The 24,714-nt window shown below is 66.4% G+C and carries 20 protein-coding genes; 13 read left to right on the top strand and 7 right to left on the bottom strand.

All coding sequences use genetic code 11. The annotated features are described in order from the left end of the window. Positions 1 to 200: 200 nt before the first annotated feature. The 5 genes from AIOL_RS15210 to AIOL_RS15190 all read right to left on the bottom strand — a co-directional run bounded on the left by AIOL_RS15210 (position 201) and on the right by AIOL_RS15190 (position 6,924). Positions 201 to 1,073: a dimethyl sulfoxide reductase anchor subunit family protein gene (locus AIOL_RS15210; protein WP_049643764.1), complete on the bottom strand. Its 873-nt coding sequence runs from the start codon at positions 1,071 to 1,073 to the stop codon at positions 201 to 203. After that, positions 1,073 to 1,828 carry a 4Fe-4S dicluster domain-containing protein gene (locus AIOL_RS15205; protein WP_049643763.1) on the bottom strand — a complete coding sequence of 252 codons (756 nt, stop codon included), beginning with the start codon at positions 1,826 to 1,828 and terminating at the stop codon, positions 1,073 to 1,075. Before AIOL_RS15205 ends, AIOL_RS15210 begins: the two co-directional genes overlap by 1 nt. 15 nt (positions 1,829 to 1,843) lie before the next feature. Continuing rightward, on the bottom strand, positions 1,844 to 2,701 hold the full coding sequence (locus AIOL_RS15200) for an alpha/beta fold hydrolase (protein WP_049643762.1): 858 nt from the start codon (positions 2,699 to 2,701) through the stop codon (positions 1,844 to 1,846). 106 nt (positions 2,702 to 2,807) lie between these two features. Next, the gene (locus AIOL_RS15195; protein ID WP_049643761.1) at positions 2,808 to 5,633 is read right to left on the bottom strand and encodes a molybdopterin oxidoreductase family protein; all 2,826 of its coding nucleotides are present in this window, start codon (positions 5,631 to 5,633) and stop codon (positions 2,808 to 2,810) included. A gap of 199 nt (positions 5,634 to 5,832) precedes the next feature. Continuing rightward, complete coding sequence (locus AIOL_RS15190; protein WP_235439047.1) at positions 5,833 to 6,924, bottom strand: polysaccharide biosynthesis/export family protein; 1,092 nt, start codon at positions 6,922 to 6,924, stop codon at positions 5,833 to 5,835. A gap of 148 nt (positions 6,925 to 7,072) precedes the next feature. Here AIOL_RS15190 and AIOL_RS15185 point away from each other — a divergent pair, with 148 nt between their 5' ends. Both AIOL_RS15185 and AIOL_RS15180 read left to right on the top strand, forming a co-directional pair. After that, complete coding sequence (locus AIOL_RS15185; protein WP_049643759.1) at positions 7,073 to 7,906, top strand: NAD-dependent epimerase/dehydratase family protein; 834 nt, start codon at positions 7,073 to 7,075, stop codon at positions 7,904 to 7,906. Beyond that, positions 7,903 to 8,544 carry a sugar transferase gene (locus AIOL_RS15180; protein WP_049643758.1) on the top strand — a complete coding sequence of 214 codons (642 nt, stop codon included), beginning with the start codon at positions 7,903 to 7,905 and terminating at the stop codon, positions 8,542 to 8,544. Before AIOL_RS15185 ends, AIOL_RS15180 begins: the two co-directional genes overlap by 4 nt. Positions 8,545 to 8,706: 162 nt before the next feature. Here AIOL_RS15180 and AIOL_RS15175 read toward each other — a convergent pair whose 3' ends face one another. Further along, the gene (locus AIOL_RS15175) at positions 8,707 to 9,789 is read right to left on the bottom strand and encodes a DUF1036 domain-containing protein (RefSeq protein WP_049643757.1); all 1,083 of its coding nucleotides are present in this window, start codon (positions 9,787 to 9,789) and stop codon (positions 8,707 to 8,709) included. A gap of 379 nt (positions 9,790 to 10,168) precedes the next feature. Between AIOL_RS15175 and AIOL_RS15170 the strand changes: the two genes are divergently transcribed. The 9 genes from AIOL_RS15170 to AIOL_RS15130 all read left to right on the top strand — a co-directional run bounded on the left by AIOL_RS15170 (position 10,169) and on the right by AIOL_RS15130 (position 20,463). Continuing rightward, positions 10,169 to 11,623 (top strand): class I adenylate-forming enzyme family protein, encoded by a 1,455-nt coding sequence (locus tag AIOL_RS15170; protein ID WP_049643756.1) that lies wholly within the window; start codon positions 10,169 to 10,171, stop codon positions 11,621 to 11,623. Positions 11,624 to 11,869: 246 nt separating this feature from the next. Further along, positions 11,870 to 12,424, top strand: a complete 555-nt coding sequence (locus AIOL_RS15165; protein WP_049643755.1) for a helix-turn-helix domain-containing protein — start codon at positions 11,870 to 11,872, stop codon at positions 12,422 to 12,424. A 10-nt stretch (positions 12,425 to 12,434) separates the two neighbouring features. Further along, positions 12,435 to 12,821, top strand: a complete 387-nt coding sequence (locus AIOL_RS15160; protein ID WP_049643754.1) for a GFA family protein — start codon at positions 12,435 to 12,437, stop codon at positions 12,819 to 12,821. Then, complete coding sequence (locus tag AIOL_RS15155; RefSeq protein ID WP_049643753.1) at positions 12,821 to 13,441, top strand: LysE family translocator; 621 nt, start codon at positions 12,821 to 12,823, stop codon at positions 13,439 to 13,441. Before AIOL_RS15160 ends, AIOL_RS15155 begins: the two co-directional genes overlap by 1 nt. A gap of 10 nt (positions 13,442 to 13,451) precedes the next feature. Next, entirely contained in the window at positions 13,452 to 15,899 is a 2,448-nt protein-coding gene (locus AIOL_RS15150; RefSeq protein WP_049643752.1) for a GcvT family protein, read from the top strand. Between the two features lie 102 nt (positions 15,900 to 16,001). Continuing rightward, positions 16,002 to 16,874, top strand: coding sequence for a homocysteine S-methyltransferase family protein (locus AIOL_RS15145; protein ID WP_049643751.1), 873 nt, complete (start codon positions 16,002 to 16,004; stop codon positions 16,872 to 16,874). A 54-nt stretch (positions 16,875 to 16,928) separates the two neighbouring features. Then, positions 16,929 to 17,390 carry a pyridoxamine 5'-phosphate oxidase family protein gene (locus AIOL_RS15140; RefSeq protein ID WP_235439045.1) on the top strand — a complete coding sequence of 154 codons (462 nt, stop codon included), beginning with the start codon at positions 16,929 to 16,931 and terminating at the stop codon, positions 17,388 to 17,390. After that, entirely contained in the window at positions 17,387 to 18,025 is a 639-nt protein-coding gene (locus tag AIOL_RS15135) for a LysE family translocator (RefSeq protein ID WP_049643750.1), read from the top strand. The genes AIOL_RS15140 and AIOL_RS15135 overlap by 4 nt, the downstream gene beginning before the upstream one ends. Then, a complete protein-coding gene (locus tag AIOL_RS15130) occupies positions 18,025 to 20,463 on the top strand; it encodes a GcvT family protein (RefSeq protein WP_394298926.1) in 2,439 nt (812 codons plus the stop codon). Before AIOL_RS15135 ends, AIOL_RS15130 begins: the two co-directional genes overlap by 1 nt. Before the next feature lie 319 nt (positions 20,464 to 20,782). Here the strand turns inward: AIOL_RS15130 and AIOL_RS15125 are convergent, their stop codons facing one another. Beyond that, the gene (locus tag AIOL_RS15125) at positions 20,783 to 21,517 is read right to left on the bottom strand and encodes a glutamine amidotransferase (RefSeq protein ID WP_049643748.1); all 735 of its coding nucleotides are present in this window, start codon (positions 21,515 to 21,517) and stop codon (positions 20,783 to 20,785) included. A 240-nt stretch (positions 21,518 to 21,757) separates the two neighbouring features. Here AIOL_RS15125 and AIOL_RS15120 point away from each other — a divergent pair, with 240 nt between their 5' ends. Together AIOL_RS15120 and AIOL_RS15115 are read left to right on the top strand one after the other, a co-directional pair. After that, positions 21,758 to 22,243 (top strand): (2Fe-2S)-binding protein, encoded by a 486-nt coding sequence (locus AIOL_RS15120; RefSeq protein WP_049643747.1) that lies wholly within the window; start codon positions 21,758 to 21,760, stop codon positions 22,241 to 22,243. 97 nt (positions 22,244 to 22,340) lie between these two features. Then, positions 22,341 to 24,710 (top strand): xanthine dehydrogenase family protein molybdopterin-binding subunit, encoded by a 2,370-nt coding sequence (locus tag AIOL_RS15115; protein ID WP_049643746.1) that lies wholly within the window; start codon positions 22,341 to 22,343, stop codon positions 24,708 to 24,710. Positions 24,711 to 24,714 lie beyond the last annotated feature (4 nt).

Raw genomic sequence — 24,714 nt, 5'->3', positions numbered from 1 at the left:
GAAAATTGCGAAACTCTTGAAAGAGTTTCTTCAGCGCGCCCCGAAATGATCCTTCTATCGCAACCTCTCACCGGCGCGCGCGGCCACTTTCCTTGGAAGGAAAGTGCAAATCTCTTGCAAGAGATTTGGGTCACGCAAAGCTTCACTCTGGCCAAACCCAGCCGCCATCAAAGCGCTCTTTGCGACAGCGAAGCCCCCCTTTAGCGCTTGCCGTAATACAGCCCCACCACGTGCTCGGCCTGCGCAAAGAACAGCCAGCGCAGCACAAACAGCCCCGCCAAGTGCAGCCCGATCGCCAGCAAAGCCAGAAGGTGGCTGGACGGCAGCATCAGCAGCAGCACCGGCAGCGCGAAGCCCAGGATCAGGGCGATGTTCTGCAGCTTGCGGGCGTGCTTGCGGCCAACCACGAACACCATCTCATGGGTCAGGTAGTTGCCGCCCGTATGCGGCGGCTCAAAGGCGGTGACCGCCCCGATGCCCCCCAGCCCGGTGGCCGTGGCCATATCGGTTCCGCTCTCGGCCAGGCGCTGGTCGCCCGCGCGCCAGGCATAGACCTGCACCGCCGCCGTGCTCAGCAGCAGCACGATCGCGGGCCAGACCGCCCCGGTCAAGAGCGCCCCGCCGCCCAGGGAGAGCCCCAGGAACAGCACGTTGGTCGTCCAATGGTTCCAGCGCGGCACCGTCTTGAGCTGCGCGTAGATCATCGAGGTCGCGTAGACCGTCACCAGGCTGCCAACCGCCCCAAGCCAGCCCAGCGGCGCCAGCCATGCGCCCGCAAAGACCAGCGCTGCCGCATAGAGCCCCATCACGCCCAGGGTGATGCAGGCCAGCCAGCCCTCACGCGACAACCACGAGGAGCGCCACTGCGTGAAGGCCTTCAGCGCCCGCTCGGGGTGGCCCAGGTGGAAGGTCGAGGCCAGCAGCCCGCCCACCGACAGCGCATAGGCCACGGCGAAGAAAACGAAGCCCGTCCAGTAGGTTGGCGTGAAGTGCCCCAGCCCGAGCCAGAACAGCATGCCAAAGCCAAGCCCCGAGAGCGCGGTGAAAACGATGATGGAACCGGCTGGGTGCATTACAGTCTCTCCAAGGCCTTATCGAGCCAGCCCAGCAGGCCCTTTGGTTCTTCCGCCACCGGGGCGAGCAGGGGCGCCAGCACGTCGATCTCGGCGTCCTTGGCCCACTCATCTTTCGGTCGCGGCGGCAGGTAGCGGTTCACCGGCTTGGTCTCCTGCTCGGGCATGAGCTCGATCCCGCCGCGCTCGGCCACCAGCTGCGAGACGTTGGACTCCGGGTCCGCGAAGTCGCCGAAATGCCGCGCGCCGGCGGGGCAGGTGCGCACGCAGGCGGGCTCGCGGTCGATTTCGGGCAGGTTCTCGTTATAGATCCGGTCCACGCAGAGCGTGCATTTCTTCATGACGTTTTCAACGGGGTCCATCTCGCGCGCGCCATAGGGGCAGGCCCAGGCGCACAGCCCGCAGCCGATGCAGTCGCTCTCGTTGACCAGCACGATCCCGTCCTCGACGCGCTTATAGCTGGCGCCGGTGGGGCAGACGGTGACGCAGGGCGCGCCCTCGCAATGCAGGCAGGATTTGGGGAAGTGGATCAGCTGCGCGGGGGCGTTCGCGGGCTGCACCTCGTAGCTGTGGATGCGGTTGAGGAACGAGCCCACGGGCTCGGCGCCATAGGCGTCCTTGTCGGCCAGGGGCGCGCCGTAATTCTCGGTGTTCCAGCCCTTGCAGGCCACCACGCAGGCGTGACAGCCGACGCAGGTGTCCAGGTCGATCACAAGGCCCAGCTTGCGGGCGGTGGAGGTCGGAAGATCGGTCATTTTACCCCGTCGGTTTCACGTCGGTATTGCGTCGGTGTCGCGCCGGTGCTGCGCCGCGGCGAAATCGCCCAGCACCTGGTCGAATCGCTCCGGCGCCTCCCAGAAAGGCGAATGCCCGATGCCCTCGAAGACCACCGGGTGCGGGTCGGCAAAGCAGGCCACGCTCTCGTCAAAGAGCGCGCGCGGCATGGGCCGGTCCTGGTCGCCCCAGAGCACCAGCGCGGGCGCGCGCGTGGCGCGGGCGACATCGCGGTAGTCGTCATGGCGCAGGCGCGCGGCGGCGCGGATATGCGGCGGGCAGAGCATGTTGTAGCCCATCATCCAGGCCAGCGTGTCCGCCTCCACGGGCTGGGCCGTGCAGGCCTTCACAAAGGCCAGCGTGGCCGCAAGGTTCGCGCCCAGGTCCTCGCTATACATGCCCTGGGCGGCGACAGCGACGTCGGCGCCGCGTTGGGCCGCGGCCTCCGCGGGCTGCGACCGGCCAGAGGTCACCGCCGACCCCACCAGGGCCACGCCCGCCAGAGCGGCGTCGCCATGCACCGCCAGATAGTCCAGCATCACCTTGCCGCCCATGGACCAGCCCACAAGCAGGGGCCGGTTCAGGTCAAGCTGGTCGATGATCGCTGCGATGTCGCCTGCCCATGGGGCGGAGTTGTCATAGGCCTCTGGCGCGTCGGGCTTGTCGGAGGCGCCATGCCCGCGCAGGTCGGGGGCCACCAGAAAGAAGCGGTCGGCCAGCGGGCCCTCAAGCTGTTTGGTCCAGGACAGATGGCATTGCGACCAGCCATGGATCAGCAGCAGCGCCGGGGCGGCGGGGTCGCCCGCCGTCGCCACATGCAAGCGCACGCCGTTATGCCCGGTGACCCAGCTCATCCAAGCCTTGTCCGCTTCTTCGGTTTAAAAATATCCCGGGGGGGTCCGGGGGGGCAGAGCCCCCCCGGTCGGTCGGATTTTGCGCAAGCAAAATTCGAAACCAGCATCATGCGCCCACCTTCTGGCTGCGGTCCGCGGGGGCATCCGGCACCGGCGAGCCTTGCGCGGGATGGGCGGGCTGCGCCTCGGCGGGGGCGCGGACCTTCTCGATCTTCACCCGCAGGTCGAACCAGGCGGCCTGGCCGGTGATCGGGTCAGAGTTCGACCAGCGCATGCCATCGCCGCGCTCCGGCAGAAGCTCGTCGATCAAATGGTTCAGCAGGAACCCTTTGGTGACCTCCGGCGCGTCCGTGTCCAGCGCCCAGGCGCCCTTGCGCTTGCCGATGGCGTTCCAGGTCCAGACGGTGTTCTCGTTCAGCGCTGCCATATGCACCACGGGCACGGTGATCTCGCCCGAGGGCGAGGTCAGCCGCGCCCAGTCGCCCTCGGCAAAGCCGTGCTTTTGCCAGAGCTTGGTCGGCACATACAAGGGGTTCGCGCCGTGGATCTGGCGCAGCCAGGCGTTCTGGCTGCCCCAGGAGTGGTACATCGCCATCGGGCGCTGGGTCAGCGCCTGGACGGGGTATTCCTCGGGGTCGGCATGGCCGTCCAGGAAGGGCGGGTACCAGATCGGCAGCGGGTCCAGCGTGGCCTTGATGCGCTCGCGCAGATGGTCAGGCGGCTGGATCAGCCCGTGCCCGCGCGCGGCGCGCTGGTACTTGGCCATCGGTTCCACATAGAGCTGGAAGAGATAGGGCAGGGTCTTGTCGTAAAGCCCGGTTTCCACTGCCCAATCCTGGTAGGCCATGTTCCAGGGCTTATAGTATCTCGCCTCGTCGGGGATGTGCTTGAGCCAGAAGCCGCCATTCTCGATGTATTTATCCATCTGCGCAGGATTCACCGGGCCGCGGCCCGTGTCCTCCTCGGAGCGAAAGCCCGAGAGCGGCCCCACGCCGGGACGACGCTCGTGATTGACGATGTAGTCGGCGTAATCGGCGTATTTCTGGCTGCCATCCTCGTTGACAAAGCCCGGCAGGTCCAACCGCGCGCCCAGCTCGCAGAGCACCGACTGGAACCCGCGCACGTCGCGGTCGGGCTCCACCACGGGCCAGCGGATCGCGTCCGCGGCGCCGTCCGCCTCGCAGATCGGGCGGTCCAGCAGCGAGATGCAGTCGTGGCGCTCCAGATAGGTCGCATCGGGCAGGATCAGATCCGCATAGGCCACCATCTCCGAGCTATAGGCGTCGGAGTAGATGATATGCGGGATCTTATACTCGCCATCGTCCTTCTTGTCGGTGAGCATGCGCATCACCTCAGACGTGTTCATCGACGAGTTCCACGACATGTTCGCCATATACATAAACAGCGTGTCGATCTCATACGGGTCGCCCGCATGGGCGTTCGAGATCACCATATGCATCATGCCATGGGCCGACATGGGGTTCTCCCATGTGAAGGCCTTGTCGATGCGCGCGGGCGAGCCGTCTTCCTTGAGGCACAGATCCTCTGGCCCATGCGTAAAGCCCAGATGCGGGCCGTCCAGCGGCTGGCCCGGCGTCACCTTGCAATGCGGCTTGGGGTGGGCGTAGCTCGGCTTGGGGTAGGGCGGCTTGAACCGGAAACCCCCGGGCACCTCGACCGAGCCCAGCAGGATCTGCAGCATATGCAGCGCGCGGCAGGTCTGGAAGCCGTTGGAATGCGCCGAGATCCCGCGCATGGAGTGGAACGAGACCGGGCGGCCGATCATCTTGTCATGCTTCTTGCCGCGGAAATCGGTCCATTCCTGGTCGATGGTGATCTCTTCTTCGAAGGCAACCCGGGCGATCTCGCCCGCGATGCGCTTGATGCGCTCGGCGGAGATGCCGATGCGCTCGGCGACGGCCTCAGGCGCGTAGGCGGCGTCCATGTAGCGCTCGGCGATCAGGTGCAGCACGGGCTTATAGGTCACGCCCGCGTGGCGATGCGTGGCGGCCAGGTCCGGGATCGCCGCCTCGGCGGGGGCGGGCTTGCCCGTGGCGCGGTCGATTACCAGGGCGCAGCCCTGGTCGTCGCGCAAAAAGAGCCCAAAATCCGGGTCCTCTTCGTTGCAGTTCACCAGCACGCCCGCGTTGGTGTAGCGCGCCAGGTAGTTCACGTCGATCTTGCCCGCGCGCAGAAGCTCGTGCACCAGCGCCAGGATGAACAGCCCGTCCGTGCCCGGCGTGATCCCCACCCATTCATCCGCGATGGCGTTATAGCCGGTGCGGATCGGGTTCACCCCGATCACCTTGGCGCCGCGCGCCTTCAGCTTGCCCAGCCCGATCTTGATGGGGTTGCTGTCATGGTCCTCGGCCACGCCGAACAGCATGAACAGCTTGGTGTGGTCCCAGTCGGGCTGGCCGAACTCCCAGAACGCCCCGCCCATCGTGTAGATCCCCGCCGCGGCCATGTTGACCGAGCAGAACCCGCCATGGGCGGCGTAGTTGGGCGTGCCAAAGGCCTGCGCCCAGTAGGAGGTGAAGGACTGCGACTGGTCGCGCCCGGTAAAGAAGGCCAGCTTGGACTGGTCGGTCTCGCGGATCGGCTTGAGCCACTTTGTGGCCAGCTCCAGCGCCTCGTCCCAGCTGATCTCTTCGAATTTGCCCTCGCCGCGCGCGCCCACGCGCTTCAAAGGCGCGCGCAGCCGCGACGGCGCGGTGACCTGCATGATCCCCGCCGAGCCCTTGGCGCAGAGCACGCCCTGGTTCACCGGGTGGTCTCGGTTGCCCTCGATATAGGCGACCTGTTTCTTGCCGTCGGGGCCGTCCTTCATATGCACGTTGATGCCGCAGCGGCAGGCGCACATGTAGCAGGTCGTTTGGCGGACCTCGTCAGAGACTTTCGGCGAGGTATCGAGGGCAGGTTGTCGGTGCATCAAAGCTCTCGTTCTATGGCGTATCGGTGCGACCGAAATGGGCCCAGTCCGCACCAGCCGCACCCTAGCGAGCATTCGCTTTGGTCCAAAGGGCGCAAGGGGCTTGGTATCACGGAAATCTGGCCTCTGGCCTTAAGGCTTATCCGCTCTGGCCTTATCATCTTGCGGGTCGAAGATCCGCCGCCCTGGATGCCACGGCTCAGTTGCTCAGATTCTGTGCAGACCCGACGATCCCGAACACGCTGCCGATCAATCCAAAGATCGTCTGCGTTTTGGTGATCGGGGATTCGGTGACCAGCACGACATCCCCGGGATGGATGAAGAACCGCTTGGCGCTGAACAGCCCATCCGCCGTGGTCAGGTCGACCAAAAAGACCGCATCGCTATGCGACGGGCCCTTGCCGTCGGCGCGCACCTGGCCCTTGGGATACTCGCGCAGGATCAGCACGCCTTTGGGATCTGCCCGGCTGTCGTTGATCCCGCCCATAAGCGAGACCGCCTCGAGCGCGTTGATCCGCTCCTTGCTGAAATAGATCAGCTCTTCGCGGCCCGAAGACCCCAGCGCCTGAAAGAAGCGCTCGTCCTGTTCCACGATGATCTTGTCGCCGCCGCGCAGCACCACGTCCAGCGAGGCGTCGTCATAGAGCTTGCCCAGGGAGGTCCTATTCGTGCGCCCGTCGCGTACCAGCGAGACCTGCGGGTTGCGCATGCCCGGCGGCACGCCGCCGCCCAGCGAGATCAGGTTGAGCACCGAGAAGTTCCGGTTGGGCAGCGGGAAGCTGCCCGGCGCCGCAACCCCGCCCACGAGGCTGACAGAATTGCTGGCCCCCGCGGTGTAGCCGATCTGCACCTGCGCGCTGGGCAGCACCTCGCTGAGGGCGTCCTGGATCTGGCTGCGCGCGTCCTCCGGGCCCTGACCGGCCACGTAGAGCTTGTCGAGATAGGGCATGAAGATCGAGCCGTCCGGGGCCACGATGATGCCCGCCAGATCGACCACTTTGGTGCCGTCTATATGCAGCAGCGAGTTCTGCGAGCTGTCCCAGATCACCAAGTCCAGCCGGTCGCCGGCGCGGATCACCGGGCTCGCCGGGCCGCGGGTCGACCCCGCCCAGCCCACATAGCCGTGCCAGCGCGGCCAGCCGGCATAGGTCTCGACAGTGTCGCGGTTGACCGGGTAGACCGCAAACGGCGCATCGTCGTCCCCGGCCGCGTTCACGATCTCGGATTGCAGCGCCGCGCCGCGCGGCAGGCTACAGCCGACAAGCAGCACGCAGGCAACCAATAGTATCAACCGTTGCAAACGAATGCGCCCCCCGGTGACTCGCTTTTCATCATGGTGTTTCTATCGAGTTTCAGCAAAAAAGACACCCGAAAACAAGCTTGTGCGGCCCGCCATTGCGCTTCATTAGTTTGCAACGCTTTTCGGTGGAGCCGATTGAGTGAACAAAACAACGGTCATAGTGGGTGCCGGGTCGCGCGTCGGCCGCATGTTGGCGCAGGCCTGGGCGGGGCGCGGCGACATGCGCTGGGTCTCGCGCGCGGGACCGCGGCGCTGGGCGCTTGCGGACGGCCCCAGCGGCCTTGCCCCGCATCTGGAGGGCGCCGGCTGCGTGCTGTGCCTGGCCGGGGTCACCGCGGGCTCGCAAGCGGCTCTGGCAGGCAACCGCGAGATCGCCCTGGCCGTGCTGCGCGCCACAGACATAGCGGCGGCCGCGCCGCATATCTTCCTGGCCTCGAGCATGGCCGTGTACGGCCGCGCCGAGGGTTTGAGCGTTGAGGACGGCCCAACCGCGCCCGCCGGGCCCTATGGGCAGGCCAAGCTGGAGATGGAGCAGGCAAGCCACGCGCTGGCGGCGCAGGCGGGGCTTGGGCTTACCCAGCTGCGCCTGGGCAATGTCGTTGGCGCCGATGTGCTTGGCCAGAACCTGGCCGCGCGACGCCCCATCACGCTGGACCAGTTCCCCGACGGGCGCACACCGGTGCGCTCTTATGTCGACGCCGAGCGCTTGGCGCTGGTGCTGGACCGCCTCATTGAGCGCGCCGTGTCCGGCCAGAGCCTGCCGCCTGTGCTGAACCTGGCCGCGGCGCCCGCGCTGGAGATGGGGGCCCTGCTGGCGGCGATGGGGCAGACCTATCAGACGCGGGCGGCGCCCGAGGGGGCGCTTGCCGTGTCAGAGATGTCGGTCAAGAGGCTGAGCGCGCTGGTGCCCGGTGCCGCAGCACCCGTCTCGGCGCAGCAGGCCGCCCGCGCTTGGAAGGCGTTCCGCCCATGACCCCGGCGAAGCGCCTGCTGGATCTCTGCGTGCTCTTGCTGATCACGCCGCTGATCCTGCCCATCGGGCTGATCATCACCGCGGCGATCCTGATCCTCGACGGGCGACCGGTGATCTTCCGCCAGGAGCGCATGAAGACCCAGACGCAGGCCTTCTACCTGTGGAAGTTCCGCACTATGGTCAACGACCCCGACGATGCGGGCGTGTCCGGCGGCGATAAGGACGCGCGCGTCACCCGCGTGGGGCGGTTTCTGCGCCGCACCAAGTTCGACGAGCTGCCGCAGGCGGTGAACGTGCTGCGCGGCGATGTCAGCCTGGTGGGGCCGCGCCCGCCGCTGCGCCGCTATGTCGAGGATTATCCCGAGATCTACGGCGAAGTGCTAAAGTCCCGCCCCGGGCTGACCGGGATCGCAAGCTACTTCTTCTCGCGCCATGAGGGCTGGCTCTTGGCGCGCTGCAAGACCGCCGCCGAGACCGACGCGGTCTACCGGCGCCGCTGCATCCCCCGCAAGGCGCGCCTGGACTTGATATACCAGCGCAACCAGTCGGTCTGCCTGGATTTCTGGATCTTCTGGTGGACGACCGCGCGCATCTTGCGATTGCCCGGCGGGCGGCCTCTGAAGGTGCGCTATCGGTAGCGACTACCAATAGGAGCGCCTGCGGCGGGCCTCATTGCCCGCATAACCTTGGTTAATGGAACAGTTGGGGGTTAACGGAATATTCACTGGGATCGCGGAGAAGCGATCCGGGCAGGCGCGGCTTCGTGCTCGCAACGCGGCTTCGTGCTCGCGAAATGTTAACTAGTTCGAATAGGTAAAAGATAAGCTGCGCCCGCTCACCATCTCCGCCAGTTCGAACCCGCGTTGGCCAAGGCGGGTGATCAGATAGCAGTCCGGTCCGTCGCCATGCGCGTCCACCTCGGGGTAGGCGATGATCACGGGGCCTTGCCCGTAGGAGGCCGCGCAGGTGGGGTGGATCTCGAAGTAAGAGCGCTCCAGAAGGTTGGCGTCATAGATCTCATCGAGCTGATTGCCGTCGATGATCCAGACATAGCTGTCATCGTCATCTGAATTCCAATAGCCCTGCAGAAAATCCTGGATCTCGCCAAAGGACATCGCGTTTTGGACCGGGTCAGGCTGTGCCAGCGACGCGCCGCTGGCGATCGCGAAGCTGCGGATCGTGACCTCGGCCTGGCTGCCTTCGTAGTAGATAAGGTCCCCGTCGATTTGAACATTCGCATAGAGCGGCACCTGGGAGAGGCTTTCCATCACCGCCGCGTCTGTCGGGGTGAAACTGCTGGCGGTGTAGGTCCAGCCATCCGCGGTCACATCGCAATAATGCGCGTCGCCCTCCCAGTAGCAGCCCTGGAACTGGCCCACGATCGCATAGGGCTCGCCATGGGTGCCGGGCGGGGCGTTGAACCCGCCGCCCGCATCATTCTGCGGCAATTCGTCGGAATGCAGCGGCGCGTCCTGGGAGTGCTCGGGGATCTGATCGTGGAGGGTGAGGTTGACGATGAAGTCTTTGGACTGGCCGGTATCGACCTCTGTGAAGGCCTCTCGCTGGTAGCCGCGCTGTTCGCAATTCTCGTCGCCCACAATGGTGAAGGCGGCGTCGGTGGTGCAGAAATAGTAGTTCTCGCTGGGAAAGGTGCCGCCCTTGGACGTCGCCCGCCAGTAGTAATAGCGTTTCGTCAGATCGCCGGCCTGCACCTCTGTGCAGTCAAACGGCTCGACCCGCCACCAGCCCTCGGAGATCCAAGAGCCATCCTCGGTATATCCGATGGCAACGGTCGCCCGAGTACCGGTTTCGTTGCAGAAAATAAGCCCGGCAAGGGCAGGCGTTGTGGCGGTGCAGAATATCGCAAAGGCGGCGCGTAGCATTCTAGTCCTTTCAAGAATATGCACGCACCATAGGTGCAGCGCTGTGGATCCGGCAAGCAGGACCAATCCGGGCCCGGCGCGCGCCCCTGGGGCCAGCGGCCGCATGTCGCCGCGCCGGTTTGGATCGGCCCGAAGCGTGGGTTTTTTTCGGCAGATTATGAACAGCGGGTTAACAGACCGGCCGCCGAGTTACCCCCTCCCTACCGCCCTTTATCCTTGGACGATTCGGTGAAGATTTGACTAATCCTACAAGCGTTTGCGGCCCCGTTGCGAGATTTCTCTACCTCCCGAACGGCCCCCTTCAGGCGTTTCGGCGGATTGCACAGCCTCCCGTATTGGTGTTCCTTTCCGCCGACGATTGGAATGGAGGAGACCCCGGATGAACCTGGCCCTTTGGCTTCAGCGCAGCGCGCTGCGCTATGCAACGCGGCCCGCATTGCTGCGCGGTGCCGAGCCGGTCGCGGATTACGCCGCTTTCTGGAGGCAGGCCTCTTGCCTCGCCGCCGCTCTGCAGGCCCGCGGCGTGGGCACCGGGGACCGCGTGGCGATTTTTGCCAAGAACTGCCCCGAATTCCTGATCGCTTTCTACGGGATCTGGGCCGCCGGTGCCGTTGCGGTGCCGATAAACGCCAAGCTGCATGCCAAGGAAGCCGCTTGGATCATTGGGAATTCCGGCGCCTCGTTGGGGCTGTGCTCCTCCGCCCTGGCGGGCGTCCTCGCCAGCGCGGCGGAGGTGCCGATTGTCGACATGGAGTCGGCGGAGTTTCAGGCGATGTGCCAGGGGGAGGGCCTTGCCCCAGTCGAGCGGGCCGAGGATGACCTCTGCTGGCTGTTTTACACCTCGGGCACCACCGGGCGGCCCAAGGGCGTGCGCATCACCCACGGCATGGTGCGCGCGGCCTCTTTGGCCTATCCCGTTGATGTAGATGAGGTTTCGCCCGAGGACGCGGCGCTTTATGCCGCGCCGATGAGCCATGGTGCGGGGCTTTATGCGGCGATCCATGTGTTGCGCGGAGCGGCGCATCTGGTGCCGGCCTCGGGGGCGTTCGACCCCGCGGAGGTCCTGGAGCTGGCGGCGGGGCAGGGGCAGGCCTCGATGTTTCTGGCGCCCACCATGGTGCGGCGGCTGCTGGATGCGGCGAAGGCCGCGGGCGATAAGGGGTCCGGGATCAAGACAATCGTCTATGGTGGCGGGCCGATGTATGTCTCTGATATCACTGAGGCTTTGGACTGGTTCGGGCCCAAGTTCGTGCAGATCTACGGCCAGGGCGAATGCCCGATGTGCATCACCGCGCTGAGCCGCGAGGAGGTGGCGGGGCGCGTCCAGCTGGGATCGGTGGGGCGGGCGCAATCCGTGGTGGAGCTGGCCATCAAGGGGGGCGCGGAGACCGGAGAGATCATGGTGCGCGGCGCCCCGGTGATGCAGGGCTACTGGGAGAACCCGGAGGCCACGGAAAAGGCGTTGCAGAACGGCTGGCTGATGACCGGCGATGTCGGGCGGCTGGACGCGGAGGGCTATCTGACGTTGGTGGACCGCTCGAAGGATCTGATCATCTCGGGCGGCACCAATATCTACCCCCGCGAGGTCGAGGAGGTCCTGCTGCAACATCCTGATATACAAGAGGTTTCCGTGATCGGGCGCCCCAGCGCGGAATGGGGCGAGGACGTTGTGGCCTTTGTGGTGGGCAGGGCGGATGCGGCGGCGCTGAACGCCTTTTGCCTGGACAACATGGCGCGGTTCAAGCGCCCCAAGGATTACGTGTTCGTGCCGGAGCTGCCCAAGAACAACTATGGCAAGGTGCTGAAAACCGAGCTGCGTAAGCGCCTGTCTTAACGAGATCTGACCGCGGCGCGCGCATCGAGCAGGCGAATCGCCGGTTAACGCCTTATTTTGCTAGGGAATCCGGTGTCGGCAAAATGTCGGCCTTGCGTCGGCTTTGCGTCGGGCACCGGTATGGCGGGGGGCTGGGTTAACACTGCGCGCGGTGGGTCCGGCGCTGCCTGGGCTTTGGCCCGGGGGCGTGAAATTTCCTTTGACTTTTTCACGAACCCGGCCCATGAAATTCACCGGAGGAGTTTCATGGGCGAGATGCGAACGCTTGGGGCCGACCTACGCAGCCTGCGCAAGTCGCGGGGGCTGACCCTAGAGGAAGTCTCGGGCCGGCTTGGTAAGTCGGTGGGCTGGCTCAGCCAGGTCGAGCGCGACCTGTCCACCCCCGAGCCGCAGGATCTTGACCGCCTGAGCGAGATCTTCGGCGTGCCGCTGTCGCTGGTGGCCGTGTCGGACGCGCCGGAGGCCGAGGATGGCCGCATCGTGCGCAAATCCGCGCGCCGCGCCATCGGCGAGCGCGTGCCGGGGCTGGACGAATCCCTGCTCTCGCCCGACCTGACCGATGATTTCGAGGTCCTGCATTCCACCTTCCTGCCCGGCTCCAACCGCAGCGACCGGGTGGACCGCGCCACCAGCGAGGTTGGCGTGATCCTGTCGGGCAAGCTGGACCTCTGGCTGGGCGAGGACAAGTTCACCGTGGGCGAGGGCGACAGCTTTCGCATCCGCGACGAGACCCTGCGCTGGGCGAACCCCTATGACGTGCCCGCCGTGGCCATCTGGGTCATCTCGCCGCCGGTCTATTGAGGGGAACGCCATGATCAAGGGCAGATGCGAATGCGGCGGGGTGGCGTTTGAGGTCGCAAGGCTGCGCGAGACCGTCACCAACTGCCATTGCGGCCAGTGCCGGAAGATGTCGGGGCATTACCTGGCGCTGACCCGGGCGCAGGCCGCGGACATCACTTTTACCAGCGACGCAACGCTGACCTGGTACCGATCCTCGCCCGATGCGCGGCGCGGGTTCTGCGGCACATGCGGCTCCAGCCTGTTCTTTCACCCCACGGGCGCGCCGCATTACGGCATCGCCGCGGGCTGCCTGGAGGGCCCCACGGGCATGGCCACGACCAAGCACATCTTTGTCGCCGACAAGGGCGATTACTACGAGATCGACGACGGGCTGCCGCAATTGGAGGGCTACACGTGATGGAGTTACTCTTGGCATTCGACCCGGCGGTTCTGGCCGCCTTTATCCTGGCGGGGCTGCTTTTGAACATCACGCCGGGGGTGGATTTCCTGCTGGTGACCTCGAGCGGGATCAATGGCGGCGGGGCGGTGGGCCGCGCGGCGGGCTGGGGCATCAACCTTGGCATCGTGGTGCATATCCTGCTGGCGGCGGCGGGGGTCTCGGCGCTCTTGAGCGCCTACCCGCTGGCCTATGATGCCATCCGCTATGCCGGCGCGGCGTATCTGCTGTGGATCGCCTACAAGGCCTGGACCGACAGCGGCGAGCTGGCCCAAGGGGCGGCGGCGCTGACCCGCCGCGATGCCTTCCGCCGCGGGCTGATCACCAACCTGCTGAACCCAAAGACCGCGCTTTTCATCTTCGCCTTCCTGCCGCAGTTCACCGACCCGGCGCTGGGCGCGGTGGGCGCGCAGATCCTGATCCTGGGCGCCATCTTCACCGTTAACGGCCTGCTCTTCACGCTCATCCTGGGCACGCTGGCCGGGCGGCTTGGCCCGGCCCTGCGCGGCCAGATCCGTATCCTGAACAAATTGACAGCCATCCTTTTCGGCGGCCTCGCCGTGCGACTGGCGACACAATAAGGAGAACTTCATGGCTTTCCCAACGACTGCACGGGTGGTGATCATCGGCGGCGGCGTCGTCGGCACCTCGACGCTTTACCACCTGGCCAAGGCGGGCTGGACGGATTGCGTGCTGCTGGAGAAGAACGAGCTGACGGCGGGCTCGACCTGGCACGCGGCGGGCAATGTGCCCAACTTTGCGGGCTCCTGGGCGGTGATGAACATGCAGCGCTACTCGGCCGCGATGTACCGCACCCTGGGCGAGGACGTGGACTACCCGATGAACTACCACGTCACCGGCTCGATCCGGCTGGCGCATAGCAAAGAGCGCATGCAGGAATTCGAGCGCGTGGCGGGGATGGGCCGCTACCAGGGGCTACAGATGGACATCTGCACGCCGCAGGAGCTGCAAGAGATGCATCCCTTCATGCAGACCCATGACATCCTGGGCGGCATGTGGGACCCGCTGGACGGCGATATCGACCCCGCGCAGCTGACCCAGGCCCTGGCCAAGGGCGCGCGGGACGCGGGCGGGAAGATCGAGCGCTTCTGCTCGGTCATCGGCATCGACCGCGACGGCGACACCGGCGAGTGGATCGTTAAGACCGAGAAGGGCGACATCCGCTGCGAATACGTCGCCAACACGGCGGGCTATTACGCGCAGCGCGTCGGCGAGATGTTCAAGCCCTTCGGCGGGCGCACCGTGCCGATGGTGGTCATGTCGCACCAGTACTTCCTGACCGGGCAGTTGCCCGAGCTGGAGGCCTGGACCAAGGAGCAGGGCCGCAAGGTGCCGCTGCTGCGCGACGTGGACATCTCTTACTACCTGCGCCAGGACAAGAACGGGCTGAACCTTGGCCCCTATGAGCGCAACTGCAAGGCGCATTGGGTCACGCCGGAGGACCCGATGCCCGAGGACTTCTCGTTCCAGCTTTACCCCGACGACCTGGAGCGGCTGGAATTCTACATCGAGGACGCCATGGCGCGGGTGCCCCTGCTGGGCGAGGGCGGCGTGGAGCGCAATATCAACGGGCCGATCCCCTACGCGCCCGACGGATTGCCGATGGTCGGGCCGATGCCCGGCGTCAAGAACGCCTTTGAGGGGCACTCTTTCACCTTCGGCATCGCCCAGGGCGGCGGCGCGGGCAAGGTCCTGTCGGAGTGGATCATGCATGGCGAGACCGAGCTGGACATGTGGGCCGTGGACCCGCGGCGCTACACCGACTACGTCGATCACGACTACTGCCTGGCCAAGGCGCTGGAGACCTACGGCCACGAATACGCGATGCATTTCCCGCATCACACCTGGCCCGCCGGGCGGGACAAGAAGCACTCGGCGCTGCAGTCCCGCCTGGCCGAGGCGGGCGCGGTCTTTGGCGCCTATAACGGCTGGGAGCGGGCGAACTACTTCGCCAAGCCCGGCGATGACGTCAGCGAGGCGGCCACGCAGACCTGGGACCGGGGCGGCCCCTGGGAGGCGCGCATAAAAGCCGAATGCGAGGCGGTCCGCGACGGCTGCGGCGTGCTGCCGATCACCGGCTTCTCGCGCCTGTCGGTCGAGGGCCCCGGCGCACGCGCCTGGCTGGACAGCCTGACCGCCTCGCGCCTGCCCTCTGTGGGGCGTGTCGGCCTGGCCTATTTCGCCGACAGCCGGGGCCGGATCGTCACCGAGATGTCGGTGATCCCGCAATCGGACGACGTGATCTGGCTGATCACCGCTGCAACCGCCCAGTGGCATGACCGCGATTATCTGGCCGCCCGCGCGCCGGAGGGCATCGAGATCCACGACCGCACCAAGAAATACGAGTGCCTGCTGGTCACCGGGCCCAAGGCGCGCGACGTGCTGGCGGGGATCGCCGAGGCGGACCTGACCAAGAGCTGGCTGAGCTTTCAATACGGCAAGGTGGCGGGCAAGGACGCCGCGCTGATCCGGGTCTCTTTTGCCGGCGAGCTGGGTTGGGAGGTGCATTGCGATTTCGACGACGCGCCCACCGTCTGGGACGCGCTGATGGGCCAGGGTGTGACGCCCTTTGGCATGTGGGCGCTGGACCGGCTGCGCCTGGAGAAGGGCTATCGCGCCTGGAAGGGCGATCTGTCGACGGATTACTCGCTGCTGGAGGGCGGGCTGGACCGCTTCGTCAAGCTCGACAAAGACACGGATTTCCCCGGCAAGGCGGCCCTGCTGAGCGAGAAGCAAAAGGGCGTGGCCAAGCGCTTTGCCACGCTGGTGATCGAGGCCGGCGCGCAGGACCCGCCCTATATGTCGACGATCTGGCATGGCGACGAGGTCGTGGGCGAGGTCACCAGCGCCGGCTGGGGCTACCGCGTCGACAAGTGCATCGGGCTGGGCATGGTGCGCGCCGATCTGGCCGGCGCGGGCTCGGAGCTGGAGGTGGAGATTTTCGGCACCCGCTGCAAGGCCATCGTGCAGGCCGATCAGCCAATGTGGGACCCCGAGAACGCCCGCCTGCGCGCCTGATCGACGGGCGCGTTCTGGGGGGAGGCCCACCCGCCTCCCTTCTGCGCCTTTCAGGCTTGAACCCAAGGGGGCGCGCCTTCGGCGCGATAGGAGACAGACGATATGGCAGTGACATTGCTGGACGGCTCGATTGGGCAGGAGCTGGTAAAGCGGCTGGGCGAGCAGCCCACGCCCTTGTGGTCGACCAAGGTGATGCTGGACCGGCCCGAGCTGGTCGAGCAGGTGCACCGCGCCTATTTCGAGGTCGGCGCCGAGGTCGCCACGCTGAACACCTACCCGCTGCTGCGCAACCGGCTGGACAATAACGGCATCGGCGACCGGTTCGAGCTGCTGCACAACACCGCGCGCGGCATTGGCCTGCGCGCCCGCGCGGCGCATGGCGCCGGGCGGGTGGCGGCCTCGCTGGGGCCGCTGGGGGCCAGCTATCGCCCCGACCTGGCGCCGCCGGTGCCCGAGGCCGCGCGGGAATATGCCGAGATCGTCGCGCTGCATGACGCCGAGGTGGACCTGCATCTGATCGAGACCGCGTCGGGCCTGCGCCTGGCCGAGGGCGCCCTGGCGGGCTGCGTGGGCGCGACCAAGCCGGTCTGGCTGGCGGTCTCTGTCAGCGATGACGACGGCAGCGTGCTGCGCTCGGGCGAGCCCCTGGCCGACGTGCTGCCCCTGGTGGACCGCTTCCGGCCCGAGGCGCTGCTGGTGAACTGCTCGACCCCCGAGGCGGTCAGCCAGTCGCTGCCCATCATCGCGCCCCATGGCATCCCGTTCGGCGCCTATGCCAACGGGTTTACGCGAATCGCAGATGACTTCAAAGTGGTGCAGCAGACCGTCGACTCGCTTACGGCGCGCGCCGACCTGAGCCCCAAGGCCTACGCGGATTTCGCCGAAGGCTGGGCCGAGGCGGGGGCCAGCATCATCGGCGGCTGCTGCGAGGTTGGGCCGGATCATATCGCGGAACTGAAACGGAGATTCGGATAGGATGCGAGGAGCGGCTGCTCAAGCCCTTGCGGGCCTTCGTCGCCAGGTGGAGATATGATGAAGCTAACGACGCAATCGAAAGAGATCATTGGCAATTTCCCCCTGGGGTTCGTGGCCACGGTCACGCCCGGCGGGCGGCCCGCGGTATCCCCCAAGGGCACCTTCCTGGTGCTGGACGACGCCACGATCGCCTTTGGCGAGATCCGCTCGCCCGGGACCGTTGCGAACCTGGCCATCAACCCGGAATGCGAGGTCAATTTCGTCGACCCGTTCCTGCGCAAGGGCGTGCGCATCCGCGGCGAGGCGCAGATGCTGCGCCAGGGCACGGACGGGTTTGACGCGCTGATCGGGCGCTGGCGCGAGACCTGGGGCGACCTGGCCGACCGCATCAACATCATCGTCAAGATCCCCGTGGCCGAGGCCAAGCCGCTGACCGCGCCGCCCTATGACGACGGCGCCACCGAAGCCGAGATGATCGCTCTCTACAAGGCGAAATACGCGGGGATCTACCCGTGAGCGCCGAGCTCTACCTGCTCTACCTGGCCACGCTGGGCGCGTTCTTTCTGGGCCCGCCGGACTCGACCGAGCTTTTGACGATCTCTAACGCCATGCGCCACGGGCTGCGCCGGTCGCTTTACCAGATCGGCGGGGATCTTTCGGCGAACGCGCTGCAGATGATCGTGGCGGCCTTTGGCTTGGCGGCGCTGATCTCGAGTTCTGCCGTGGCGATCACGGCGATCAAATGGGCGGGGGTGGCCTACCTGGCCTATCTGGGGCTGCGGATGCTGCTGAGCCGGGGCGGTGGCGGGCCGCGCGCCGCGGCCGCGGATGGCGCGCCGCGCAGGCTTTACGCGCAGGGCTTCCTGACGGCGCTGGCGAACCCCTGGGCGGTGATCTTCTTTGCCGCCCTCTTCCCGCAATTCATCGACGCCGGCGCGCCGGTCCTGCCGCAGCTGCTGGTGCTGGGCGCGACCTACCTTATCTTTGACGCCGCGCAGCTGTTGGCCTATGGCGCCGCCGCGCAGGCCGCGAAACAACGCCTGGGCTGGCTGCAGGGCCGCGCGCTGCGGCGCATCTCGGGAAGCTTAATGCTGGGGGCGGCGGCACTGCTTGCCTCCAAAGATCTCACGGACGTGAAGGGAACGAACTGATGGCAATTCCAACGCAGGCGCGCGTGGTCATAATCGGCGGCGGGGTCGTCGGGTGCTCGGTGGCCTACCACCTGACCAAGGCGGGGTGGCAGGACGTCGTCCTGCTGGAGCGCAAGCAGCTGACCTCTGGCACCACCTGGCACGCCGCCGGGCTGATCGCGCAGCTGCGCGCCACCGCGAATATGACCAAGCTGGCGAAGTACAGCCAGGAGCTCTACGGCTCCCTGGAGGAGGAAACCGGCGTCGCCACCGGGTTCAAGCGCTGCGGCTCGATCACCGTGGCGCTGACCGAGCACCGCAAGCAGGAGATCTTTCGCCAGGCCTCCATGGCGCGGGCCTTTGGGGTGGAGGTCGAGGAGATCTCGCCCGCCGAGGTCAAGGCCAAATACGAGCACCTGAACATCGAGGACGTGCAGGCCGGCGTCTACCTGCCGCTGGACGGGCAGGGCGACCCGGCCAACATCGCCCTGGCCCTGGCCAAGGGCGCGCGCCAGCGCGGCGCCGTGGTGGCCGAGCGCACCAACGTCACCGGGGTCACCCGCGACGGCCGCCGCATCACGGGCCTGTCCTGGCAGAACGAGCAGGGCGAGGCGGGCGAGATCGCCTGCGAGCACGTGGTCAACTGCGCCGGCATGTGGGGCCACCAGGTGGGGCGCATGCTCAACACCAACGTGCCGCTGCAGGCCTGCGAGCATTTCTACATCGTCACCGAGGCCATCGCCGGCCTGACCCAGATGCCGGTGCTGCGGGTGCCGGACGAATGCGCCTATTACAAAGAGGACGCGGGCAAGATGCTGCTGGGCGCCTTCGAGCCGGTCAGCAAGCCATGGGGGCCGATCCCCGACAGTTTCGAGTTCGACCAGCTGCCCGAGGATTTCGACCATTTCGAGCCCATCCTAGAGGCCGCCTGCAACCGCCTGCCGATGCTGGCGGAGGCGGGCATCCACACCTTCTTTAACGGGCCGGAGAGCTTCACCCCGGACGACGCCTACCACCTGGGCCTGGCGCCGGAGATGGACAATGTTTGGGTCGCCGCCGGGTTCAACTCGGTTGGCATCCAATCGGCGGGCGGCGCGGGCATGGCCCTGGCCGCCTGGATGGAGAGCGGCGAGAAGCCGTTCGATCTGGGCGACGTGGATATCAGCCGGATGCAGCCCTTCCAGGGCAATAAGCACTACCTGTGGGAGCGCTCGCGCGAGACGCTGGGGCTGCTATATGCCGACCACTTCCCCTACCGGCAGAAGGCGACCGCGCGGGGCGTGCGCCGCACGCCGTTCCACCAGCAGCTTCTGGACAATGGCGCCGTGATGGGCGAGCTGGCCGGCTGGGAGCGCGCCAACTGGTTCGCCGATGCGGGCCAGAAGCGCGCCTATGAGTATTCCTGGGGCCGGCAGAACTGGTTCGAGAACTCCGCCCGCGAGCATAGGGCCGTGCGCGAGAATGTCGGCATCTATGACATGTCCTCCTTTGGCAAGATCAGGGTCGAGGGGCCCGATGCCACCGCGTTTCTGAACCATATCGGCGGCGGGCAGTATGACGTGGCGCCGGGCAAGATCGTCTATACGCAGTTCCTCAATGAGCGCGCCGGGATCGAAGCGGACGTGACTGTGACCCGCCTGACGGAGACCGCCTATCTGGTGGTGACCCCGGCGGCGACGCGGCTGGCGGATCAGACCTGGATGCAGCGCCATGTCGGCGACTTCCGCGTGGTGATCACGGATGTGACGCCCGGCGAGGGCGTGCTGGCGGTGATGGGCCCCAAGGCGCGCGATCTGCTGCAGAAGCTCTCGCCGGCGGATTTCTCCAACGCGGTGAACCCCTTTGGCACCGCCCAGGAGATCGAGATCGGCATGGGCCTGGCGCGGGTGCACCGCGTGACTTACGTGGGCGAGCTGGGCTGGGAGGTCTATGTCAGCGCCGACATGGCCTGCCATGTGTTCGAGACGCTCTGGGAAGAGGCCCGCGGCATGGGGGCAAGCCTCTGCGGGATGCATATGATGGACAGCTGCCGCATCGAGAAGGCGTTCCGCCATTTCGGCCATGACATCACCTGCGAGGATCACGTGCTGGAGGCGGGGCTGGGCTTTGCGGTGAAGACCGACAAGCCCGCCTTCATCGGCCGCGACGCGGTGCTGCGCAAGAAGGAGGAAGGGCTGAAGAACCGCCTGCTGCAGTTCAAGCTGACCGATCCCGAGCCGCTGCTGTTCCACAACGAGGCGCTGATCCGGGATGGCGAGTTCGTGGGTTACCTCTCGTCCGGCAATTACGGGCACAGCTTGGGCGCGGCGATCGGCATGGGCTATGTGCCCTGCGCGGGCGAGACGGCGGCCGAGGTGCTGGCCTCGCGCTATGAGATCGAGATCGCGGGGGTGCGCGTGGCGGCGGAAGCCAGCCTGCGCCCCATGTATGACCCCAAATCCGAGCGCGTGAAGGTCTAGAGCTGTTCCCAAATTGAGTTCGCTGCGCTCACGCAGGATGTCTCACGTCCTCGCGGGCAAGCCGCTGCGGGCGCTCGGGCAAGACGCGAGGCGACGGTCATCTTGAAGGGCGCGCTTGCCTCTACGGCGGATCGCAAAAAACTGAATCAGGTTTTGAAGCGAAACGCGGCAGAACCAACTGGTGTTGTGGGCGTTTGCTTTCAACTTGATGTCTCAAGTTGAAAGCAGAACGCTTGTGGTGGCAATCGCCCGCACGGAGCCGGAGGCGAGTACGGGCTAAAAGAGCGTGGCGCAGCCACTCAATTTAACAACAGCCCGGTCACCCGTAGCGCTGCACAAAGCGGCTTAGGATCCGCTCGGGCACGGTCACATCCGCCGCGCGGCAGATCTCGATGAGCCCGTCCGCCTCCTCCGGGGCGAAATAGCCCCGGTCCTTGTAGATGCGGATCCGGGTTGCGAATTCTTGCGCGTCCGCCTCGGGGTGGAACTGCGTGGCATAGACGTTCTGCCCGTACCGGATCATCTGGAACGGGCAGGCCTTGGAACTCAGGAGGTGCGCGCAGCCCTTGGGCAGCTCCTGCAGGGCCTCCTTGTGGCCCACAAAGGCGTCGAACCGCCGCGGCAGGTCCGAGAGCAACGGGTCATCCACACCTGCGTCGGTCGCGACACAGGTCGAGGGGCCGATCGGTTCGCCGTAGCGCGCCTTGCTGACATCCGCGCCCAGGTGGTGCCCCAGCACGCCGATCCCGGCGCAGCAGCCCATGAACGGCAGGTCGCGGGCTGTAATCTGGGCCATGAGCGCCAGACAGGCGGCCTCCATCCTGGCCTCAAGCGGGTCCTTGCGGGCCGGGTCGTCGCTGACGCAGCCCGGGCCGCCGCCCAGGATCGTGCCCGCGAACGCTGCGAGGTCCAGGCCGTCGGGGACGGGCTCGCGGTCCAGGCGGATCCTGTGCACACGGTCCCCTGGCAGGCCTGACTTGGCCAGGAAGGCGGCGAACTCGCCATCGGCGGCCTCGGTTTCTGGGCGCAGTTGCAGGATCAGGAAGGGTTTCATGGCGGCGCTGATTGGCGCAAACGGGCCCTGAGGTCAACGGCATCCCTATGCCCGCGCCGGTCTGGTCTCATCTCTGGCGGGCTTGGCGCGCATTCCGTGTGCCCGGGGCCAAGTTTCAAGAAACAGTTGAAGGATTAGGCGAACCGGGCAAGGATGCCGTGTAGAGACTCAGGCGCAACAGAAGGCGGGACGAACCGCCCGGCGCACTGAACCAAGCAAGAAGACGCCAGGGAGGATTTAATGACAAGTGTTTCAATGACGGTGAACGGCAAACCCGTTTCCGGAGACGTGGAGGGGCGCACGCTGCTGTCGTCCTTCCTGCGGGACGGGCAGGGGCTGACCGGCACCCATGTGGGCTGCGACACCAGCCAATGCGGCGCCTGCGTGGTGCATGTGAACGGCCAGGCGGTCAAGAGCTGCACCATGTTCGCCGCCGAGGCCGCGGGCGCCGAGGTCACCACGATCGAGGGCATGGCGAATGCAGACGGCTCTTTGGGGACCATCCAGCAGGCATTCCAGGATTACCACGGGCTGCAATGCGGCTTCTGCACGCCGGGCATGGTGATGTCGGCGGCGGCCCTGCTGGCCGAGAACCCCTCGCCCAGCGAGGCCGAGGTGCGCCATTACCTGGAGGGCAATATCTGCCGCTGCACCGGCTACCACAACATTGTGCGCGCGATCATGGCCGCCTCTGGCCAAGAGGTGCCTGCCGTCGCCGCCGAATAGTTAAGCAAGCGCTCGCCCGTCTACGCTTGGCTGCGACCAGAGCGAGGACCGCCCGTAAGGGCTGGAGGAGCGGCAAAAGATTTTAGGGAGGAATGACATGCCCAAAGACAGCGGCATTGGCGCCAGCAGCAAGCGGCGCGAGGATATCAGGTTCCTGACGGGAACCGGCAATTACACCGACGACATCAACCTGAACGGCCAGGCCTATGTGGCCTTTTTGCGCTCGGATGTGGCGCATGGCACGCTGAACGGCGTGGACAGCAGCGCCGCCGCCGGGATGCCCGGCGTGGTGCGCATCTTTACCGGCGCGGATTTCGAGGGCGTGGGCGGTCTGCCCTGCGGCTGGCAGGTCACCGACCGGCATGGCCAGCCCATGCAGGAGCCCGCGCACCCGGTGCTGGCCCAGGGCAAGGTCCGCCATGTGGGCGACCCCATCGCCGCCGTGGTGGCCGAGACCGCCGCGCAGGCGCGCGACGCCGCCGATGCGATCAACGCCGATATCACAGAGCTTCCCGCCGTGGTCGACATGTCGGCGGCCCTCGCAGAGGGCTCGCCAAAGGTGCATGACGATCTGACCTCGAACCTCTGCTACGATTGGGGCTTTGTCGAAGAGAACAAGGACGCCGTGGCCGCCGCCATTGACGGCGCGCATCACGTGACCACTCTGGAGCTGGTCAATAACCGCCTGGTGGCCAACCCGATGGAGCCGCGCGTGGCGGTGGGCGACTACGCCGCCCATAACGGCGAGAGCACGCTTTATACCACCAGCCAGAACCCGCATGTGATCCGGCTGCTGATGGGCGCCTTCGTGCTGGGCATCCCCGAGCATAAGCTGCGCGTTGTGGCGCCGGATGTGGGCGGGGGCTTTGGGTCGAAGATCTTCCACTACGCCGAAGAGGCGTTCTGCACCTTCGCCGCAAAGGCCATCAAGCGCCCGGTCAAGTGGACCTCGACCCGCTCGGAGGCCTTCATCACCGACGCCCATGGCCGCGATCACGTCACCAAGATCGAGCTGGCGCTGGACGCCGAGGGCAAGTTCCTGGCGCTGCGCACCGACACGCTGGCCAATATGGGCGCGTATCTGTCGACCTTCTCGACCTCGGTGCCCACCTGGCTGCATGGCACGCTGATGGCGGGGAACTACACCACGCCGCTGATCTATGTGAACGTCAAGGCGGTCTTCACCAACACCGTGCCGGTGGACGCCTATCGCGGCGCCGGGCGGCCCGAGGCGACCTTCCAGCTGGAGCGCGTCATCGACAAGGCCGCGCGCGAGATGGGGATCGACCCGGTGGAGCTGCGCCGTCGCAACTTCATCCAGCCCGACCAGTTCCCCTACGCCACCCCCGTGGCTGTGGAGTATGACACCGGCAATTACGACGCCACGATGGACAAGGCCCTGGCCCTGGCCGATTGGGACGGGTTCGAGGCGCGGGCCGCCGAGAGTGCCGCCAATGGCAAGTGGCGCGGGCGCGGCGTGAACAGCTATATCGAGGCCTGCGGCATCGCGCCCTCGGCCCTGGTGGGGCAGCTGGGCGCGCGGGCGGGTCTTTACGAGAGCGCCACAGTGCGGGTGAACGCCACCGGCGGTTTGGTCGTGATGACCGGCTCGCATAGCCACGGCCAGGGGCACGAGACCGCCTTTCCCCAGGTGATCGCCGAGATGATCGGCATCGACGAGAGCATGGTCGAGATCGTGCATGGCGACACCGCCAACACGCCGATGGGCATGGGCACCTACGGCTCGCGCTCCATCGCGGTGGGCGGCTCGGCCATGGTGCGCGCCGCCGAGAAGATCATCAACAAGGCCAAGAAGATCGCGGCGCATCTGATGGAGGCCTCGGACGCGGATGTGGAGCTGGCCAATGGCGAGTTCACCGTCGCGGGCACCGACAAGTCGGTGGCCTGGGGCGATGTCTGCCTGGCGGCCTATGTGCCGCATAACTACCCGCTGGAGGATATCGAGCCGGGGCTGGAGGAGACCGCGTTCTACGACCCGGCGAACTTCACCTACCCCGCCGGGGCGTACATCTGCGAGGTCGAGGTCGATCCCGGCACCGGCCAGGTCAGCATCGAGCGCTTCACCGCGGCGGATGATTTCGGCAACGTCATCAACCCGATGATCGTCGAGGGCCAGGTCCATGGCGGGCTGGGGCAGGGGATCGGGCAGGCGCTGCTTGAGAACTGCGTCTATGACGAGAACGGCCAATTGGTGAGCGGGTCCTTCATGGATTACGCCATGCCGCGGGCGGATGATCTGCCAAACTTCACGGTGGATCACTCCTGCCAGACGCCGTGCACCCATAACCCGCTGGGGGTGAAGGGCTGCGGCGAGGCCGGTGCCATTGGCTCGCCGCCCGCGGTGGTCAACGCCGTGGTCGACGCGCTGCAGCGCGGCGGCAAGGACGTCACCCATATCGACATGCCGCTGTCGCCCTCGCGCGTCTGGTCGGCGATGAATAGCTAATTGG

The sequence above is a fragment of the Candidatus Rhodobacter oscarellae genome (assembly GCF_001078595.1).
GTDB lineage: Bacteria > Pseudomonadota > Alphaproteobacteria > Rhodobacterales > Rhodobacteraceae > Rhodobacter_B > Rhodobacter_B oscarellae.
The sequence above is the reverse complement of the archived record's forward strand: the minus strand, read 5'-3'. Positions and strand labels throughout refer to the sequence as shown.